Raw genomic sequence first — 17,899 nt, forward strand, 5'->3', positions numbered from 1 at the left:
ATCCACACACGGAGTCATCGTGATGAGCGACAAACCGACGATTGTGCTGGTCCACGGTTTTTGGGGCGGAGCCGCCCACTGGAACAAGGTCATCGCCGAACTGCTGAACAAGGGATACTCCAGCATCCGCGCGGTGGAGATGCCGCTGACGTCCCTGGCAGATGATGCCGAGCGCACGCGCAAAATGGTCGCGCAAGTGCCGGGTCCGGTGTTGCTGGTGGGGCATTCCTACGGCGGCGCGGTCATTACCGAGGCGGGCGATCAACCGAATGTCGTGGGGCTGGTGTACATCGCCGCGTTTGCGCCGGACGCCGGTGAAAGCCCCGGCGGCATCACCCAACGGCATCCGCCTGCCGCGGCAGCGAACCTGGCCCCGGACAGCGACGGTTACCTATGGGTCAAGCCGGAGCTCTATCACGAAAGCTTCTGCCAGGACCTGCCCGCGACCGAAGGATTGGTCATGGGCATTACCCAGAAAGCACCATTGGCCAGCACCTTTGGCGACACCATCAAGACAGTGGCGTGGAAGAGCAAACCGTCGTGGTATCAAGTGTCGACCGATGACCGGATGATCGCACCGCAAAATCAGCAATGGATGGCCGCACGCTTGAATGCCAGGGAAATCCTGACCTTGAACGCCAGTCATGCCTCCCTCGCTTCGATGCCGGTCGAGATTGCCGCGTTTATCGACAAGGCCGCGACGGCATTGGCCTCGGCATAAAAACTCTATAGGCGACGCTGAAAGGCCCGGACGATCCTGAGCGTGGCGTCGCTGGGGTTCAGGTTGTGAACCGCATCCAGCGGAAACCAGATGCAATCGAAGATTTCGTTATGCGGACGGGCCTGATCCAGATTGATCACGGAAGCCTCGTAGACATGGTGCCGGGTATCGCCCGCTTCCAGCTCCATCAGATACAGCATGCCATCGACATCAAGCCCGGTTTCTTCCAGCAGCTCGCGTGTGGCGGCACCCTGCACGGTTTCACCGGGCTCGACCTTGCCGCCGGGTAACATCCAGCGAGACCTTGGCTTGCGCACCAGGAGAATGTGCCGGTCCTGCTCGCAAATGACGGTTGCGCGTACTTTCATGTGTTATCCAATTGACGCCTGTCATCGTATTGTCACAAAACTGCAATAATCGAGCCGCCCCCCGTTTCGCCAGTATTTGCCTGTTTGGAGCGGTTGTAACGCCGCAAAGTGCCCTCGAATGCTGTCATCCCGACGCGACGTCTGGTCGGCTTTTTGGCGAGAGGGAGGTGTAAGGTGGTTGCGTCAGCCCTGGATATCATTGCGCAGATGGAGGTGACCATGAGTGCTCCGGTACTGAACAAAATGCACATGAACGGTTATGACGTACTCAGCGTGAACAATGGCCCCTGGCGGGTCTGTACCAAAGGTGATCGACTCGGCTCATTTGGCAGTCGGGAAGAAGCCCTGGCGTTTGCAGCGGCGCTTCCCGGTTATAAGGCACGGTCGAGCAGGCAGGCGCGCAGTCAGTAACCTGATCTTCGATACGCCAAAGCCCCGGCATGCCGGGGCTTTAATGTTTTGGGAGAAGGGATGCTAATATCCGCCACCCCCGCCGGAGCGGGAAGGTTCCCTGGCCTTTAGCTGGGTGTTACTCCATTCGGCGCAGGTCATGAAACTCTTGTGATCGACTTTGCCGCGGCCGTCGAAGCTGACATTGAAGGGCTGCTGATGGCCGGGCCGGGTCAGCTTGTAGTCAAAGCAGGTGCCCGGCTCGACGGTACGGTCCGTAATGGTCAGCGGCGGGCCGCCGATCTGCTGGACCTGATCCTTGCTCATGCCGGTTTCGACCTTGGCCACCAGCGGCTGGTCCCCGTAGAGTTGTGAGTCGGTGTTGCAACCTGGCAACACCGCGAGCAGGGCGACAAGCGTAAAAAGAGACTTGTTCATCGCAGTACACCTGCTATTGGGCCTTGTTGCGGCTGATGATCTTGGCCTTCACTTCTTCGGCATAGCCCGCCAATCGTTGTTCATCGCCCTGGAACAAATCGCACAACCGCCTGACAGCTTCTGCATCGACATCATTGCCGCTCAGGCGTAACTGCTCTGCAATGCGCAAAAGCTCGACCGCCGACCATCGCAGATCCGACGCAAGCCCTTGCAGATCGCGCCGAAGTTGCTGTTCAGATTCGTTAAGCCACATGATGACCTCCTGCGCTCTGCGCTTTGAAATTTTAGACCCATTCCCGCGAAGGGGCGTTGTATTTGTCCGGTTCCGGACCACATCCTTTGGTCGGGAAATTTGCGCGTTCGGCAAAATCCGCTGTCGTAGTGAAGTACCGGTTTTTTCGGCAAGGGCGGGGGGCATTCAAAATGTCGACAACCGATGATTTCCGGGCGCGTGCCCACGAGCTGATCGCAGACCTGGATGCGGCCACCAGCGAAATGATGAAACTCATTTCCGAACACCAGCTCAGCGGGCCGGAATGGGAGCGGGTCAGCCAATGGCAACATGAAGCCTATGAGCGGTGGATGACCTATTTGAACGAGCGATCCTATCCGGGGCCCGGCGATAACAATGCCAGTCGTTGACGTCCGGTGTAGCGATTGGATGGAAGGGCGGCGGCACGCTACATTTCAATTTTTCAGGATTAAGGACGCTTCATGCAGAACCGGATGTTGATAGGGGGAGTGGTATTGGCGTTGCTGGCGGGATGTTCGTTGCCGGCGTCACTGGTACCCGGCGAGCCGAATGTCAGCAAGCACAGTGAAAAACCACCTAAAGAGCTGGCCGCGTGTGTATTGCCCGCGTGGCAGAAAGAGGTATCCAGCACCACTCAATCGTCGATTGCCAACGGCTACCGGATCACTGCACCCAGCATCGTCACGGCCGATGAAATCCTGGATATCGTGAAGTGGAAGGAAGGTAGCCGGGTTTCGTTGTATCAGGGGCCACCCTGGGCCAAGTCAGACGCACTGCGCAAGTCAGTGCGTGACTGCCTGTAGGTTCAATCGCAGATTTCGGTGATCGGGATGATCTGATCGTCGCTTGAGGGGGCATTGGCGGTGCCTTTCTTTTCCCGACGATCATTGATCCAGGTCTCCACCTGCGCATTGAACTGCGCCGGGGCCTTGCGTCCGACCTTGCGGGCGATGTCCAGGATCGTCTGCTGGGCCAATGCCTCTTCCATGCGCTTTTGCGCGGTCAGCATGGCGCCATGGATCGAGCAGCGTCCCTCCACGGCCCATTCCGGCGTCTGGCCTTCAAACAGCGCACACCGACCACGAATTTCCCGGCATTCGAATATCGCCTTGCGCCCGTCGATGGCGTTGACGATATCCAGCAGGGTGATTTCGTCGGCAGGCCGCGCCAGCTTGAAGCCGCCACGTACCCCTTCGGTGGCGGCGACCAGTTTGGCCTTGGCCAGTTTGGTAAAGATTTTCGCCAGATAGTCCAGCGGCACGCCTTGCAGCTCGGCAAGGTCGCGCACGCTCGCTTCGCGGGTGTCGCCGTGATTGCCTACCAGGAAAGCCAGGCAGTGAATGCCGTACTCGACACCGGCACTGTAAAGAGCCATCAGAGATCTCCGACTAATATTGTCGCAAATGCTACCAGCTGGCAGCCCGCCGGACAACGAGCGCTTTCTTTCTGTTTCGTGAGCGACTCATTGATACGCGCTGGATACGGGTTGCTCGGGCTGTATCGATCCCATCGATGGAAACCATTGAAAGAAATCCGTTGCGGGGAATAACTAGGATCAATATAGTCGTAGTTGTCAGCGGGCAGTGAGAGTTGCCTCTCGACAGAGAGACGAGATCAACCTCCTGGCCCCAATCAACATTCAATGCCTGGTTTCTTCCCCGGAGTTAAAAATGAAACAACACATCTTGGTAATCGGCGCAGGTTTTGGTGGCATGTGGACGGCTTTGAGCGCCACGCGTCTGTTCGACATTCACGATCACAATGACGTTGAAGTGACTGTGCTGGCGCCTCAGGCGGAGCTGCGTGTACGCCCGCGCTTTTACGAGCCGAACGCCCACCAACTGGCGGCGCCCATCGGCGAGCTGTTCGACGCGGTCGGCGTGAAGTTCATCAAGGGCGCCGCCGAGACCATCGATGTCGTAGAAAAACGTGTTGGCTACATGGATGCTTCGGGTAACAAACAAGTCGTCATCTACGACAAACTCGTTCTGGCCACCGGCAGCCGTCTCGCATTGCCTGACACCCCGGGTGTGTCTGAGCATGCGTTCGACGTCGACCAGATCGAACAAGCCGTGCGCCTGGAAAACCATCTCAAGAACCTGGTCAACCAGCCAGAAAGCACCGCACGCAACACCGTCGTGGTTGCCGGCGGTGGCTTCACCGGGATCGAAACGGCGACTGAAATGCCGACCCGTCTGCGCGCCATCCTGGGTGATCGCGCGGATATCAAGGTGATCATCGTTGATCGCGGCGACAAGGTCGGCGGCTCCATGGGGCCTGAAATCGCCGAGAAGATTGTTGAAGCCAGTCTTGAAACCGGCGTGAAATGGCACCTGAACGCCTCGGTGGTCGGCGTCGATGAAAACGGTGTCACCTTGTCCGATGGCCAGCGTATCGACGCCAGGACTGTGGTCTGGACCACCGGTGTGCGCGCCAGCTCGCTGACCGAGCAGATTCCCGCCGAACGCGATCGCCTGGGCCGCCTGCACGTCGACGCTCACCTGAAAGTCATTGGCCAGGACGACATCTTCGCCACCGGCGACGTCGCCTACGCGGCCAGCGATGACATCGGCAACTACGCACTGATGACCTGTCAGCACGCCATCTCGCTGGGGCGTCACGCCGGCAACAACGTCGCCGCGCAGATCCTCGGTGTAGATCCGACGCCGTACAGCCAGCCCAAGTACGTGACCTGCCTGGACCTGGGCGCCTGGGGCGCGGTCTACACGGAAGGTTGGGATCGTCAGGTCAAACTGGTCAAGCAGGAAGGCAAAGAGCTCAAGACCCAGATCAACACGATCTGGATCTACCCGCCGGCGGCGAACCGTGAAGCGGCTTTGGCAGCGGCGGATCCGATGATTCCGGTTGCCTGATCATGACGCCCATAACGCTTGTTACTTAAGCGAATCCCGCCCGGGTTTTCCGGGCGGGATTTTTTTGTTTCCTGTGGGGCACAGCTCCATTGTGGGAGCGAGCCTGCTCGCGAAAGCGGTGTGTCAGTCAACATCATCATTGAATGTACAACCGTATTCGCGAGCAGGCTCGCTCCCACAAGGGATCAGGGACAGGACGAAAAAAGGCCGCCGCAACCCGACGCTGCGGCGACCTGAGGGTGACTCTTCAGTGGGCGCCAGCGGCCTTGTTCAAGTCACTTTCCGCCCATTCGGTGTAAACGCAGGCATCGGCCGTGGCCCAGCGGACTTTCACCGGATCGCCGGCCTTGAGCGGCATGCCCGCCGCAGAAAGCGCCTTGACGGTCATCGACGTACCGCCCGCCGTCACCACGCTGCAGGTCTGGCTTTCACCCAGGAACAATACCTCCACGACCTTGGCCGAGACTTCGTTCCAGCCCGCGGCCAAGGGTTCGCGTGTCGCTTGCTCGACACTCAAGGCCAAGGCTTTTTCCGGACGCACCATCAGCAGCACATCCTGATCAGTGTGCAGCCCGGCGGTCAGGCGAATCGACAGCGCCTGACCCTCAAACGCAGCCACCGCATTGCCCTGGGCCTTGAGCTTGAGGAAGTTCGAGTTTCCGAGGAACGAGGCGACAAAAGCATTTGGTGGGTTCTGGTACAGGTCATAACCGCTGCCCAGGCCGACGATCTTGCCGTGGCTGAAGATCGCGATGCGCTGGGACAGGCGCATGGCTTCTTCCTGATCGTGGGTCACGTAGACGATGGTGATGCCCAGGCGACGATGCAGTTGACGCAGTTCATCCTGCAGGTCTTCGCGCAGTTTCTTGTCCAGCGCGCCGAGCGGTTCGTCCATCAGCAGGATGCGTGGTTCATAGACCAGCGCCCGGGCGATGGCAACGCGCTGTTGCTGGCCGCCGGAGAGTTGCGAAGGGCGGCGATGGGCGAACTGTTCAAGTTGAACCAGTTTGAGCATGGCATCGACCCGGCGTTCACGTTCGGCGGTGGCGAGTTTGCGAATCGCCAGCGGAAACGCGATGTTGTCGCGCACGCTCAGGTGCGGGAACAGCGAGTAGCGCTGGAACACCATGCCAATGTCGCGCTTGTGCGGCGGTACGTTGACCAGCGACTGGCCGTTGACCAGGATCTCACCGCTGCTCGGTGTTTCGAAACCGGCCAGCATCGACAGGGTCGTGCTTTTGCCGGAGCCGCTGGAGCCGAGGAAGGTCAGGAACTCGCCGTCCTTGATGTCCAGCGAGATGTTGTCCACGGCAGCGAAGTCGCCGTAGTACTTGTTCAGGTTGCGCAGGCTCACCAGGGGCTTGTCGTTTTGCTGCGCGGTATCTTTGATCACTGCACTCATGTCGTACTCCTGGGCGCTCAGGCGCTGATTTCGTTGCGCCGGCGCAGGGCGGCGGCGATGACCATGACCAATACCGAGAGGCCGATCAGCAGCGTCGAGGCGACGGCGATCACGGGCGTCAGGTCCTGGCGCAGGGTGGTCCACATTTTCACGGGAAGGGTTTGCAGGGTCGGACTGGCCATCATCACGCTCAGCACCACCTCATCCCAGGACACGAGAAAGGCGAAGAGGGCGCCGGCCACCATGCCCGGACGGATCGCCGGGAAAGTCACCTTGAACACCGCTTGCAGGCGCGAGGCACCGCAGATCACCGCGGCGTCCTCGATCGACTGGTCGAACAGCTTCAGCGAGTTGATGATCGAGATGATGGTGAAGGGCAACGCAACGATCACGTGGCTGACCACGAACGCGAACATCGTCCCGGTGTAACCCAGTTTGAGGAACAGCGCGTACACCGCCACCGCGATAATCACCAGCGGCACGATCATCGGCAGGGTGAACAGGCCGTAGAGCAGTTCCCGGCCGGGGAAACGACCACGCACCAGGGCGAACGCAGTGGGCAAGCCCAGGGCTACGGCGAAAAACGTGGTCAGCACCGCCACCTTGAGACTGGCCATGGCCGCGTTCATCCAGTCGGCGTTGGAGAAGAACTGGCCGTACCATTTCAGCGTCCAGCCCGGAGGCGGGAACACCAGCCATTGCGACGATCCGAACGACAGCAGGACGATGAACACGATCGGCAGCAGCAAAAACAGACCGATCAGCCCGGTGGTGGCGTACAGGCCAAAGCGCATCCGGCGGCTCATGGCATTGGGGGTCAGGAGCATGACGGCTTACCTCGCGTTGCTGGCGCCAACCGGGGATTCCGGCTGGAGCTTCAGGTAGAAGTAGAACAACCCCAGCGTAATCACGATCAGCAACGCGGCGCCGGCGCTCGCCAGGCCCCAGTTGAGGAACGATTGCACCTGCTGAATGATGAACTCGGGCAGCATCATGTTCTGCGCACTGCCCAGCAGCGCCGGGGTCACGTAGTAACCGAGGGACATCACGAACACCATCAGGCCGCCGGAGAACAGTCCCGGCCGGCACAGCGGCAGGAACACCCGGAAGAAGTTGGTCCAGGGACTGGCGCCGCAGATGGAACCGGCCTGCAGGATCATCGGATCGATGGCCTGCATGGTCGCCTGCAACGGCAGCACGATGAACGGGATCATGATGTAACTCATGCCGATCACCACGCCTGTCAGGTTATGCACCATTTCCAGTGGCTGATCGATGATGCCCATGGCCATCAGCGCCTTGTTGATCACGCCCGAGGCTTGCAGCAGCACCAGCCACGAATAGGTCCGGGCGAGGAGGCTGGTCCACATCGACAACAGCACGATGTTGAGGATCCAACGACCCCAGCCGCGTGGTACCAGGGTGATCGCCCAGGCCAGCGGGAAGCCCAGCAGCAAGCTGAACAGTGTCACCAGGCCCGCCACCGAGAAGGTGTTGAGCAAGACTCGGGCATAGGCCGAGTTGGCGAACAGCTGTGCGTAGTTGCCCAGGCCCGGTGTCGGTTCCAGCACACCGCGCAGCAGCAGGCCGATCAGCGGTGCGAGGAAAAACAGGCCAAGGAACAGCAGGGCAGGGATGAGGTTGCTTGAACCACGCCAGCGCTGTGCCAGGCTCGGGGATTGAGTCATCGCAGCGGCCTTGCCGGCAGCGCCGGAGGCGCTCCCGACGGGCGTGGACGGACGGGTCGCGGTTGCCGTCATTTTCATTTGACCAGCCATTCGTTCCACCGTGTCGCGATGGCCGGACCGTTCTTGGCCCAGTACGCGAAGTCGAGAGTGATTTGGTCCTTGGCGTAGGCCGTCGGCAGGTTGGGGACCAGCACCGAATCCAGGCGCGCCACGCTGTCGACGTTGACCGGGGCGTAGGCGGTCAGGTTGGAGAAGTCGGCCTGTCCCTTGGCGCTGCTGGCATTGGCCAGGAACTTCATCGCCGCGTCCTTGTTCTTCGAGCCTTTGGGGATGACCAGAATGTCGGCCATGACCAGGTTCTGTTTCCAGCTTACGCCGACGGGGGCGCCGTCTTCTTGCAGGGCGTGAATCCGGCCATTCCAGAACTGGCCCATGCTCGCTTCACCCGAGGCCAGCAGCTGTTGCGATTGAGCGCCGCCGCCCCACCAGACAATGTCTTTCTTGATGGTGTCGAGTTTCTTGAAGGCGCGATCCAGGTCCAGCGGATAGAGCTTGTCTGCACTCACGCCATCGGCCAGCAGGGCCAGTTCCAGCACGCCGGGGCTTGGCCATTTGTAGAGGGCGCGTTTGCCGGGATAGGTCTTGGTGTCGAACAGCGCGGACCAGTCCTGGGGTTTGCCGGAGCCGAGTTTGCCCTCGTTGTAGCCGAGCACGAAGGAGAAGAAGAACGAGCCGACGCCATGATCGGAGACAAACCGTGGGTCGATTTTATCGCGCTGGATGACTTTGAAATCGAGGGGTTCGAGCAAGCCTTCGGAGGCGGCGCGCAAGGCGAAGTCGGCTTCGACATCGACCACGTCCCACTGCACGTTGCCGCTTTCGACCATGGCTTTGAGTTTGCCGTAGTCGGTCGGGCCGTCCTGAACCACGGTGATGCCGCTGGACTTGCTGAACGGGTCGGCCCAGGCCTGTTTCTGCGCATCCTGGGTGCTACCGCCCCAGCTGACGAAATTGACGCTTTCGGCGGCCATCAAGGCCTGGCTGGTCACGCTGAGCAGACCCGCGAACAGCACGGCGGATACACGTTTGTTCAACACCATTTTCACGCCCTCATTGTTGTGTTTATGAGCGGGGCTTTCAGTGCCCGCCTATCGGGAGCAACAGGTCCATCGAGTCGCTGTGACTGTCCGGTCTATGGAATATCATATTATGGTATTCCAAACTTTGTGCAAGCATTTTGCCGTACCGGCTATCTGGCAAATGTGGTTTTTGAAGGACTAACAACATCCCCTGTGGGAGCGAGCCTGCTCGCGAAGAGGCCGGTAAATCCAACATCTTTATTGGCTGTCCTGGCGCCTTCGCGAGCAGGCTCGCTCCCGCAGGGAATCAACCGGTAAACGGAATACTCTCCACCACCTCCAGGTCATACCCGGTCAACCCCGCATACTTCAGCGGCGGACCCAGATGCCGCAGCTTGCCAACACCCAGGTTCTGCAGGATCTGCGCACCGGTGCCTACTTCCGAATAGATCCGCGACTGTGAGCGGCTGAACTGCCGTGGCGGCTGGGTCAATTGCGGGACACGCTCCAGCAACGCCTGTGAGGATTCATGGTTGGCCAGCACCACCACCACGCCGCAACCTTCTTCGGCCACCCGTTGCAGCGCGGCCCACAAGGTCCAATTGGAGGGGCCGCTGTATTCGGCGCCGACCAGATCGCGCAGGGGGTCGATCACATGCACGCGCACCAGCGTCGCTTCATCGCGGCGCAAGTCGCCCATGACCATGGCCATGTGGACACCACCCTCGATGCGATCCTCAAAGGTGATCAGACGAAAGGTGCCATGCACGGTCGGCAGCTCACGTTCGCCAATGCGTTGGACCGTGTGTTCAGTGCTCAGGCGATAGTGAATCAGGTCGGCGATGGTGCCGATCTTGATCCCGTGCTTGCGTGCGAACACTTCCAGGTCCGGACGGCGTGCCATGGTGCCGTCGTCGTTCATGACTTCGACAATCACCGACGCCGGGGTGAAGCCGGCCAGGCGTGCCAGGTCGCAACCGGCTTCGGTATGGCCGGCGCGGGTAAGCACGCCGCCTTCTTTGGCACGTAATGGAAAGATGTGGCCCGGTTGCACGATATCGGTCGGGCCTGCCCCAAGGGCGACGGCAGCCGCCACGGTGCGGGCCCGGTCGGCGGCGGAAATGCCGGTGGTCACACCGATGGCCGCTTCGATGGACACCGTGAACGCGGTGCTGAACACACTGCCGTTGCTCGGCACCATCTGCTCAAGGCCCAGGCGCTGGCAATGTTCGTCGGTCAGGGTCAGGCAGATCAGGCCACGCGCTTCCCGGGCCATGAAGCTGATGGCTTGGGCCGTACAGCAGTCCGCTGCCAGCAGCAGGTCGCCTTCGTTTTCCCGGTCTTCGTCATCCACCAGCAGCACCATTTTGCCGAGGCGATAATCTTCGATGATTTCTTCGATGCTGTTGAAGGCCATGCTGGACTCTCAGTGTTTGATGGAAATATAGTGTGGTATACCATAATACAGAATACTGAGGAGGTCACTATGAAGGCGTACTGGATTGCTCACGTGGATGTCACCGATCCCGATCAATACAGCCAATACACCCAGCGGGCGCCGGCGGCTTTCGCCTTGTACGGTGGGCGGATGCTGGCCCGGGGCGGGCGCAGCGAAGCGCTGGAAGGCGGGCCGGCGGCACAACGCAATGTGGTGATTGAATTTGATTCGTACGAGCAGGCGTTGGCCTGTTACCGGTCGCCGGAGTATCAGGAGGCGAAGCGGCACCGTGAGGGGGCGGGGCGGGCGGAGATTGTTATCGTCGAGGGGGTGGCGCCGGTTTGATTATCTGTGGGAGCAAAGCTTGCTCGCGATAGCGGTGGGTCATTCGCCATTAATATTGACTGGACCGCCGCTATCGCGAGCAAGCTTTGCTCCCACAGGGTGTGCAGGGTCAAACTAACGGATGAAGTGAATCTTGCCGCTGTCGTCGTTGCCGATGTAAATGCCATAGATCCCGGCCTGGCGTTCCTCGATGTAGCGCTCGAGGATTTGCCGGATGGCCGGGTAATAGATGCTGTCCCAGGGAATGTCCTCGGGCGCGAAGAATTTGCAGGCGAGGGTTTCCGGTCCGAACTGACCGGTGATTTCCAAGGCGATGGCGCGGAAGATGATGTACACCTCGCTGATCTTCGGCACGCTGAAGATCGAGTAGGGCGAGAGGATTTCCCCCCGTACGCCGCTCTCTTCCCAGACCTCGCGCAACGCTGCCTGCTCGGTGGTCTCGCCGGCCTCCATGAAGCCTGCCGGCAGTGTCCAGGTGCCGGGGCGCGGCGGGATTGCGCGCTGGCACAGCAAATACTTGCCGTCCTGCTCAATGATGCAGCCGGCGATGATTTTCGGATTGACGTAGTGGATGTAGCCACAGCCACGGCACATCAGGCGCTCGTGCGTATCGCCCGGCGGCAGCTGTGACCCGAGGTCATGGCCGCCGCACTTTGGACAAAAGCTCGGGCTGAACATGATCAGCGGCCTATGCGCGGTTCTTTGAGCGCGATGGGCTGGGTGATCTCGGGGATTGCCCCGGTCTCTTCCTGCTGGCGCTTGAGGTAATCGAGGGCGACGGTGGCGGCGGCGCGGACGTGGTCGACGCAGGCCTGGTGGGCGGCCAGGGGATCGCCGCTCTTGATCGCCTCGACCATGCGTTCCATTTCCTGGTTGCTGGCGCCGCGACGGTTTTCCTGGGACACCGAGGTCGCGCGCAAGTAACTGATCCGCGCCTGCAGCTGGCGCAATTGCGTGGCCGCGACGTGGTTGCCGGAACCTTCAAGCAGAACGTCGTAGAAACCCTGGACGGAGTCGATGACTTGCTGCAGTTCACCTTCCTTCAGCGCCTGGCGGTTGACCTCCAGGGCTTTTTCCAGGGCCTTGATGTCCTTGGCCTTGGCACGCAGGGTGAACAACTGGACGATCAGGCCTTCGAGCACGCAACGCAGTTCATAGATGTCGACGGCATCGGCCAGGGTGATGATGGCGACTCGCGGCCCCTTGGCGTCGGCGAACTCCACCAGCCCTTCGGACTCCAGGTGACGCAAGGCCTCGCGTACCGAGGTGCGGCTCACGCCAAGGCGATCGCACAGATCGCGTTCGACCAGACGATCTCCCGGCAAAAGCTGGAAGTTCATGATGGCGCTTCGCAGTTTATCCAGCACGATTTCGCGCAGGGTAACGGGGTTGCGATTGACCTTGAAGCTGTCGTCGAGTGGCAGGCGTTTCATGGGGTACGCTCTAAAGATGGCTGTCCTTGCAGAACGGGCATCGACCGCGCGCGTTCAGATCAAACAGCCGAGGGTTAACTGGAGGCCTCGGCATCGGCTTCGGCGAAGGCTTCACGGGCGAGCCGGAAGCTGTCTACGGCAGCGGGGACCCCGCAATAAATGCCGACCTGAAGCAGAATTTCGCGTATTTGCTCACGACTCAAGCCGTTACGCAAGGCGCCGCGCACATGCAGCTTGAGTTCGTGCGGGCGGTTGAGGGCCGAGATCATGGCCAGGTTGATCATGCTGCGCTCCTTGAGCGACAAGCCTTCACGGCCCCAGACATGGCCCCAGCAGTACTCGGTGACCATCTCCTGCAAGGGGCGGGTGAAGTCGTCGGCGTTCTCGATGGAGCGGTTGACGTAGGCTTCGCCAAGCACCTGGGTGCGAATTTTCAGGCCCTGTTCGTACTTTTCGTTACTCATGTCGTTTGCCTCAACTCAGCCCCTGTGGGAGCTGGCTTGCCAGCGATGACTTGATCACAGTCAACATCAATGCTGACTGATCTACCGCTATCGCTGGCAAGCCAGCTCCCACAGGGTTTTGCATTGTTCTCTCAAGCCAGTGTGGGCAACGGCCCCAGCTTGCCCTTGTGGTAAATCATCGGTGTCACCGGCTGCTCGGGCAGGATCAGGTTCTTCACTGCGCCTACGATGATGGCGTGATCGCCGCCATCGTATTCACGCCACAGTTCGCACTCGATGATGGCCGTGGCGTTGGCCAGTATCGGGTTGCCCAACGCACTCAAATGCCAGTCGATGCCGTTGGCTTTGTCCTTGCCCTTGCCGGCGAACGCATAGGCCTCGGCGGTCTGGTCGGCGGACAGCAGGTGAATGGCGAACTGCTTGCTGTCGCGCAGCACCGGGTAGGTGTCGGAGCCATAGTTGGGGCAGAACAGCACCAGTGCCGGATCAATCGACAGCGCACTGAAGGCACTGGCGGTAATGCCGACGATGCCGCCGGCCGGGTCCAGGGTGGTGACCACCGTGACGCCGGACGGGAACGAGCTCATGACGTCTTTGTAAATGCCGGGTTCGATCATTTCGCAGGACTCCTAGCGCATCACAAACGGGTCAGGCATGGGTGCCTGGGAGAGGTTGATCCACACCGTTTTCAGCTCGGTGTAGGCCAGCACCGAATCGATGCCGCTTTCGCGTCCATAGCCGCTGTTCTTGAAACCGCCGATGGGCGCCATGGCCGACACGGCGCGGTAGGTGTTGACCCAGATGATCCCCGAGCGCACGTCCCGGGCCAGGCGATGGGCACGGCCCAGGTCGCGGGTCCAGATGCCGGCGGCGAGGCCGAACTGCGAGTCGTTGGCGATGGCCAGCGCTTCGGCTTCGTCCTTGAAGCGGATGACCGAAGCCACCGGGCCGAACACTTCTTCCTGCATGATCTTCATCGAGTTGCGGTCGCACTCGAACAGCGTCGGCTCATAGAACCAGCCGTCACCGAGGTTGGCCGGACGTTTGCCACCCAGGCGCAGGCGCGCGCCTTCGGCAATGGCATCGGCGACCAGGCCTTCGACCACCGCCAGTTGCTGCGCGGTGGCCATCGGGCCCATTTCGCTGCTGTCTTCCTGCGGGTTGCCGATGCGGATGCGCTGGGCGCGTTCCACCAGGCGGCCGACGAACTCATCGTAGATTTCGTCCTGCACCAACAGGCGCGAGCCGGAGACGCAGCTTTGTCCGGAGGCGGCGTAGATGCCGGCGATGGCGCCGTTGATCGCGCTGTCGAGGTCCGCATCGGAGAAGATGATGTTCGGCGATTTACCGCCCAGCTCCAGCGACAGCTTGGCGAAGTTCTCGGCGCTACTGCGCACCACATGCCGTGCCGTGGCCGCGCCGCCGGTGAAGGCGATCTTGCGCACCAGCGGATGGCGGGTCAGGGCCGCGCCGGTGCTTGGGCCGTAACCGGTGACGACGTTGACCACGCCCGGAGGAATGCCGGCTTCCAGGGCCAGGCGCGCCAGTTCGAGAATGGTCGCCGAAGCGTGCTCGGACGGCTTGATCACGATGGTGTTGCCCGCGGCCAGGGCCGGGGCCAGTTTGATCGCGGTCAGGTACAGCGGACTGTTCCACGGAATAATCGCCGCAACCACGCCCATGGCTTCGTGCACGGTGTAGGCAAACAGGTCCGGCTTGTCCAGGGGCAGGGTGCCGCCTTCAAGCTTGTCCGCAAGGCCTGCGGTGTAGTGGAAAAACTCCGGCAGATAGCCGACCTGGCCGCGGGTTTCGCGGATCAGCTTGCCGTTGTCGCGGCTTTCCAGCTGTGCCAGTTGTTCCTTGTTTTCGGCGATCAGGTCGCCCAGGCGCCGCAGCAGCTTGCCGCGTGCGGTGGCAGTCAAACCGCGCCAGGCCGGGCTGTCGAAAGCAGTCTGCGCAGCCTGCACGGCGCGCTCGACATCGGCTTCGTCGGCATCGGGCAGTTCAGCCCAGGCTTGTGCCAGGGCGGGGTTCAGGCTTTCGAAAGTCTTGCCCGAGAGGGCATCGACCCATTCACCGCCGATGCACATCTGGAAGCGTGCGAGTGTCATGCAACGATCCCCTTTATATGGTTTTGTCGGGAGTGCGCAGTGTCGAGAAACTCCAGCAACAGCTGGTTGACCAGGCGCGGCGATTCTACGGGCATCATATGCCGCTGTTCGGCGAGTACGGCAACGGTCGCACCGGGTATGCGCCGGGCCAGTTGCTCGGCCATGTCCGGGGTCGAGCCCGGGTCCAGTTCGCCGGTGGCGACCAGCGTCGGCACCTGGATGTTGGCCAGGTCATCGGCGCGGTACATGTCCTGGGTGGCGAACAGCTCATAAGTGGTCAGGTAACCCTGCGGATCGTTCTGCGCAAGGGTCTGGCGCAGCGCGGCGATCTGTGCCGGATTGGCCGCCTGGTACTCGCGGCTGAACCAGCGTGACAACGCCGCTTCGGCGTTGGCGTCCGGCCCGTGTTCGGCGGCCTGACTGGTGCGGGCGATCACGCCGGCGCGTTGTTCGGCGGTGCGATTGAACACACTGTTGAGCACCACCAGACTCTGCAGGCGTTGCGGGTAATGCAGGGCAAAAGCCCGCGCCACCAACCCGCCCATGGAGAAACCGATCACCGCCGCCTTGGGCAATTGCAAATGATCGAGCAGCTCCAGCAACTGGTCGGCATAGCCGAGCAGGGGCGTGCCGCTTTCCGGGCGCGGGCTGGCACCATGCCCCAGCATGTCGTAGGCAATGACGCGGTATTTCGTGGCCAGGCCAACGATCTGGCCGCCCCACATTTCTTTGTTCAGGCCCACGCCGTGGATCAAGACCACGGGCTGGCCTTGGCCGGTCGCCAGGTAACTGGTTCCAGCCGGGGTGCGTTCAGCGGTGAGCCGAATCATGGAGCGCTCCTGCATACCTTTTTGTTGTAGTTGCCCGAGCCGGTGTTACTGGGCGTTTTCGGCCGCCAGCTCTTCCAGATCGATGTAACGGTTACCGATGCGCGGGTGCAGGCGGCCGCCGTCGGCGCAACCCAGGACCACGACGATTTCGTCGGCGCGTGGCGCGTCTTCGATCTGCATTTCCAGGGTGATGTAGTGCGAGCGCAGGCCTTCGTCGTCCTTGTGCATCATCGGAATCTGGATCGAGGTGCCCGGGCCGCCGCGCTTGTTGGTGAAGCTCAGGTAGCTCTTGGCCTTGACCGCTTCGCGGTAGTGGTTGCCGAAGCGCAGGGTATGGATGACGGCGGACGCGTGTTCGATTTCGCCGTCGGCGCCGACCACGGCAGCCTTGCCATAGGCCTCGATTTTTTCGGCACCGCCGATGATGCCCACCAGGCGTTCAACCATCAGCGCGCCGAGGTCGGAGCAGTTGGCGCGGATTTGCGGTTTCAGGTCTTCGACAAAGCCGTTGCCCAGCCAGGGGTTTTTCATCACGACAGCCAGGCCGACCATGGTCACGGGTTTATCGGTGGCCTTGCCGCCTTCGATGAAGGTCTCTTCGACATAGCTGACGATCTTGCGGATTTCGAAACTCATGGGCTGCTCCGTATCAGGATGGAAGGTGTCTGTGCGTATGATGGTATACCATAATATAGGTTGTGCAAGAGCCTTGAACGGGTTTCTGGTCGAACGGCGATGAAATGGGGCTGAACTCCTGTACGAGCGATCCGACGTGGGAGCAATGCTTGCTCGCGATAGCGGTGGTTCAGCTGGCATCAATGTTGGCGGCGCTGCCGTCATCGCGAGCAAGCTTTGCTCCTACAAGGGGGGACTTGTCCGTTAGGCGCTATCTACTGGCTTACTAGCGTTAGCCGGCAACCGCGATGGGCGTTAGAGTCGAGGCTACATTCCTGGCAACCCCGGATGACCCCGATGACTCGCCCACGTTTCTTGCCCGACAACTTCACCCTGGCCCTGATCGGCGTGGTGCTTATCGCCAGTTTGTTGCCTGCCGGCGGGCAGGTGGCGGTGGGCTTTGGCTGGCTGACCAACGTCGCCATTGCCCTGCTGTTTTTCCTGCATGGCGCCAAGCTGTCCCGTGAGTCGATCATCGCCGGTGCCGGCCATTGGCGCCTGCATCTGCTGGTGTTCAGCCTGACCTTCGTGCTGTTCCCGCTGCTCGGGCTGGCGCTCAAGCCGGTGCTGTCACCGATGATCGGCGCTGACCTGTACATGGGCATGCTCTACCTCTGCGCGCTGCCCGCCACGGTGCAGTCGGCGATTGCCTTCACGTCCCTGGCCCGCGGCAACATTCCGGCGGCAATTTGCAGCGCGGCGGCCTCCAGCCTGTTCGGGATTTTCCTCACACCGTTGCTGGTGACCCTGCTGCTGAATGTGCGCGGCGAAGGCGGCTCGACCGTCGATGCCATCGTGAAGATCAGCGTGCAATTATTGCTGCCGTTCATTGCCGGGCAGATCGCGCGGCGCTGGATCGGCGCCTGGGTGGGGCGTAACAAGCACTGGCTGAAGTTCGTTGACCAGGGCTCGATTCTGCTGGTGGTCTACGGCGCGTTCAGCGAAGCGGTGAACGAAGGCATCTGGCATCAGATTCCGCTGCGGGACCTGGCGGGGCTGGTGGTGGCCTGCTGTGTGGTCCTGGGACTGGTGCTGGTCGCCTCCAGCGTGCTGGGCAAAGCCTTTGGCTTCAATCAGGAAGACCGCATCACCATCCTGTTCTGCGGTTCGAAGAAAAGCCTGGCCACTGGCGTGCCGATGGCCCAGGTACTGTTCGCCGGCAGCACCATCGGCGTGTTGATCCTGCCGCTGATGCTGTTCCATCAGATTCAGCTGATGGTCTGTGCGGTGCTGGCCCAGCGTTATGCAAAACGCCAGGAATCGGTGGCTGAACTGATGGGGCAGGTCGATCCCTGAGGCAAAAAACCTGTAGGAGTGAGCCTGCTCGCGATGGACGTCAACGATGACGCTGGCTGACGGACACCCCGCGGTGCTTGTGCCTCCATCGCGAG

Annotated in this window: 23 protein-coding genes; 7 read left to right on the plus strand and 16 right to left on the minus strand. The window is 61.1% G+C overall.

Annotated elements, in window-relative coordinates; genetic code table 11:
• Positions 1 to 22 precede the first annotated feature (22 nt).
• Positions 23 to 721, plus strand: a complete 699-nt coding sequence (locus BJ917_RS11700) for an alpha/beta hydrolase (protein ID WP_096510306.1) — start codon at positions 23 to 25, stop codon at positions 719 to 721.
• Between the two features lie 5 nt (positions 722 to 726).
• On the opposite strand, the gene BJ917_RS11705 is transcribed toward BJ917_RS11700, so the two are convergent.
• Positions 727 to 1,089, minus strand: a complete 363-nt coding sequence (locus tag BJ917_RS11705) for an NUDIX hydrolase (protein WP_096510307.1) — start codon at positions 1,087 to 1,089, stop codon at positions 727 to 729.
• Positions 1,090 to 1,308: 219 nt separating this feature from the next.
• Between BJ917_RS11705 and BJ917_RS11710 the strand changes: the two genes are divergently transcribed.
• Positions 1,309 to 1,500: a DUF2188 domain-containing protein gene (locus BJ917_RS11710; protein WP_096515311.1), complete on the plus strand. Its 192-nt coding sequence runs from the start codon at positions 1,309 to 1,311 to the stop codon at positions 1,498 to 1,500.
• Positions 1,501 to 1,563: 63 nt separating this feature from the next.
• On the opposite strand, the gene osmE is transcribed toward BJ917_RS11710, so the two are convergent.
• Both osmE and BJ917_RS11720 read right to left on the minus strand, forming a co-directional pair.
• A complete protein-coding gene (osmE, locus tag BJ917_RS11715) occupies positions 1,564 to 1,917 on the minus strand; it encodes an osmotically-inducible lipoprotein OsmE (protein ID WP_096510308.1) in 354 nt (117 codons plus the stop codon).
• Between the two features lie 13 nt (positions 1,918 to 1,930).
• Entirely contained in the window at positions 1,931 to 2,170 is a 240-nt protein-coding gene (locus BJ917_RS11720; protein ID WP_096510309.1) for a hypothetical protein, read from the minus strand.
• A gap of 170 nt (positions 2,171 to 2,340) precedes the next feature.
• Here BJ917_RS11720 and BJ917_RS11725 point away from each other — a divergent pair, with 170 nt between their 5' ends.
• The gene (locus tag BJ917_RS11725) at positions 2,341 to 2,559 is read left to right on the plus strand and encodes a hypothetical protein (protein ID WP_096510310.1); all 219 of its coding nucleotides are present in this window, start codon (positions 2,341 to 2,343) and stop codon (positions 2,557 to 2,559) included.
• A gap of 72 nt (positions 2,560 to 2,631) precedes the next feature.
• A complete protein-coding gene (locus tag BJ917_RS11730) occupies positions 2,632 to 2,973 on the plus strand; it encodes a hypothetical protein (protein ID WP_096510311.1) in 342 nt (113 codons plus the stop codon).
• A gap of 2 nt (positions 2,974 to 2,975) precedes the next feature.
• On the opposite strand, the gene BJ917_RS11735 is transcribed toward BJ917_RS11730, so the two are convergent.
• Positions 2,976 to 3,545 carry an Rrf2 family transcriptional regulator gene (locus BJ917_RS11735; RefSeq protein ID WP_121103419.1) on the minus strand — a complete coding sequence of 190 codons (570 nt, stop codon included), beginning with the start codon at positions 3,543 to 3,545 and terminating at the stop codon, positions 2,976 to 2,978.
• Between the two features lie 295 nt (positions 3,546 to 3,840).
• On the opposite strand from BJ917_RS11735, the gene BJ917_RS11740 reads away from it, so the two are divergent.
• Complete coding sequence (locus BJ917_RS11740; RefSeq protein ID WP_121103420.1) at positions 3,841 to 5,043, plus strand: NAD(P)/FAD-dependent oxidoreductase; 1,203 nt, start codon at positions 3,841 to 3,843, stop codon at positions 5,041 to 5,043.
• A 247-nt stretch (positions 5,044 to 5,290) separates the two neighbouring features.
• Here the strand turns inward: BJ917_RS11740 and BJ917_RS11745 are convergent, their stop codons facing one another.
• The 5 genes from BJ917_RS11745 to ribBA form a co-directional block, all read right to left on the minus strand.
• Positions 5,291 to 6,445 carry an ABC transporter ATP-binding protein gene (locus BJ917_RS11745; protein WP_096510314.1) on the minus strand — a complete coding sequence of 385 codons (1,155 nt, stop codon included), beginning with the start codon at positions 6,443 to 6,445 and terminating at the stop codon, positions 5,291 to 5,293.
• A gap of 17 nt (positions 6,446 to 6,462) precedes the next feature.
• Positions 6,463 to 7,272 carry an ABC transporter permease gene (locus BJ917_RS11750; protein WP_096510315.1) on the minus strand — a complete coding sequence of 270 codons (810 nt, stop codon included), beginning with the start codon at positions 7,270 to 7,272 and terminating at the stop codon, positions 6,463 to 6,465.
• Between the two features lie 6 nt (positions 7,273 to 7,278).
• Positions 7,279 to 8,211: an ABC transporter permease gene (locus BJ917_RS11755; protein WP_177435578.1), complete on the minus strand. Its 933-nt coding sequence runs from the start codon at positions 8,209 to 8,211 to the stop codon at positions 7,279 to 7,281.
• On the minus strand, positions 8,208 to 9,233 hold the full coding sequence (locus tag BJ917_RS11760) for an ABC transporter substrate-binding protein (RefSeq protein ID WP_121103422.1): 1,026 nt from the start codon (positions 9,231 to 9,233) through the stop codon (positions 8,208 to 8,210). Before BJ917_RS11760 ends, BJ917_RS11755 begins: the two co-directional genes overlap by 4 nt.
• Before the next feature lie 286 nt (positions 9,234 to 9,519).
• Complete coding sequence (gene ribBA / locus BJ917_RS11770; RefSeq protein WP_096510318.1) at positions 9,520 to 10,629, minus strand: bifunctional 3,4-dihydroxy-2-butanone-4-phosphate synthase/GTP cyclohydrolase II; 1,110 nt, start codon at positions 10,627 to 10,629, stop codon at positions 9,520 to 9,522.
• Between the two features lie 69 nt (positions 10,630 to 10,698).
• Between ribBA and BJ917_RS11775 the strand changes: the two genes are divergently transcribed.
• Positions 10,699 to 10,995, plus strand: a complete 297-nt coding sequence (locus BJ917_RS11775; RefSeq protein ID WP_096510319.1) for a DUF1330 domain-containing protein — start codon at positions 10,699 to 10,701, stop codon at positions 10,993 to 10,995.
• Positions 10,996 to 11,109: 114 nt separating this feature from the next.
• Here BJ917_RS11775 and BJ917_RS11780 read toward each other — a convergent pair whose 3' ends face one another.
• From BJ917_RS11780 to BJ917_RS11810, 7 genes are all read right to left on the minus strand, one after another.
• Positions 11,110 to 11,673, minus strand: a complete 564-nt coding sequence (locus tag BJ917_RS11780; RefSeq protein ID WP_096510320.1) for an NUDIX hydrolase — start codon at positions 11,671 to 11,673, stop codon at positions 11,110 to 11,112.
• A gap of 2 nt (positions 11,674 to 11,675) precedes the next feature.
• Positions 11,676 to 12,428 carry a GntR family transcriptional regulator gene (locus tag BJ917_RS11785; RefSeq protein WP_121103424.1) on the minus strand — a complete coding sequence of 251 codons (753 nt, stop codon included), beginning with the start codon at positions 12,426 to 12,428 and terminating at the stop codon, positions 11,676 to 11,678.
• A 74-nt stretch (positions 12,429 to 12,502) separates the two neighbouring features.
• Entirely contained in the window at positions 12,503 to 12,892 is a 390-nt protein-coding gene (gene pcaC / locus BJ917_RS11790; RefSeq protein ID WP_096510322.1) for a 4-carboxymuconolactone decarboxylase, read from the minus strand.
• Positions 12,893 to 13,023: 131 nt separating this feature from the next.
• Positions 13,024 to 13,509 (minus strand): flavin reductase family protein, encoded by a 486-nt coding sequence (locus BJ917_RS11795; RefSeq protein ID WP_096510323.1) that lies wholly within the window; start codon positions 13,507 to 13,509, stop codon positions 13,024 to 13,026.
• 12 nt (positions 13,510 to 13,521) lie between these two features.
• The gene (locus tag BJ917_RS11800; protein ID WP_121103425.1) at positions 13,522 to 15,003 is read right to left on the minus strand and encodes an aldehyde dehydrogenase; all 1,482 of its coding nucleotides are present in this window, start codon (positions 15,001 to 15,003) and stop codon (positions 13,522 to 13,524) included.
• Entirely contained in the window at positions 15,000 to 15,833 is an 834-nt protein-coding gene (locus BJ917_RS11805) for an alpha/beta fold hydrolase (RefSeq protein WP_096510325.1), read from the minus strand. Before BJ917_RS11805 ends, BJ917_RS11800 begins: the two co-directional genes overlap by 4 nt.
• Positions 15,834 to 15,878: 45 nt before the next feature.
• Complete coding sequence (locus BJ917_RS11810; protein ID WP_008019719.1) at positions 15,879 to 16,469, minus strand: amino acid synthesis family protein; 591 nt, start codon at positions 16,467 to 16,469, stop codon at positions 15,879 to 15,881.
• Between the two features lie 336 nt (positions 16,470 to 16,805).
• On the opposite strand from BJ917_RS11810, the gene BJ917_RS11815 reads away from it, so the two are divergent.
• A complete protein-coding gene (locus tag BJ917_RS11815) occupies positions 16,806 to 17,804 on the plus strand; it encodes a bile acid:sodium symporter family protein (RefSeq protein WP_121103512.1) in 999 nt (332 codons plus the stop codon).
• The last annotated feature ends 95 nt before the right edge of the window (positions 17,805 to 17,899 follow it).

This window comes from Pseudomonas sp. WPR_5_2 (genome assembly GCF_003634475.1).
Lineage (GTDB): Bacteria > Pseudomonadota > Gammaproteobacteria > Pseudomonadales > Pseudomonadaceae > Aquipseudomonas > Aquipseudomonas izuensis.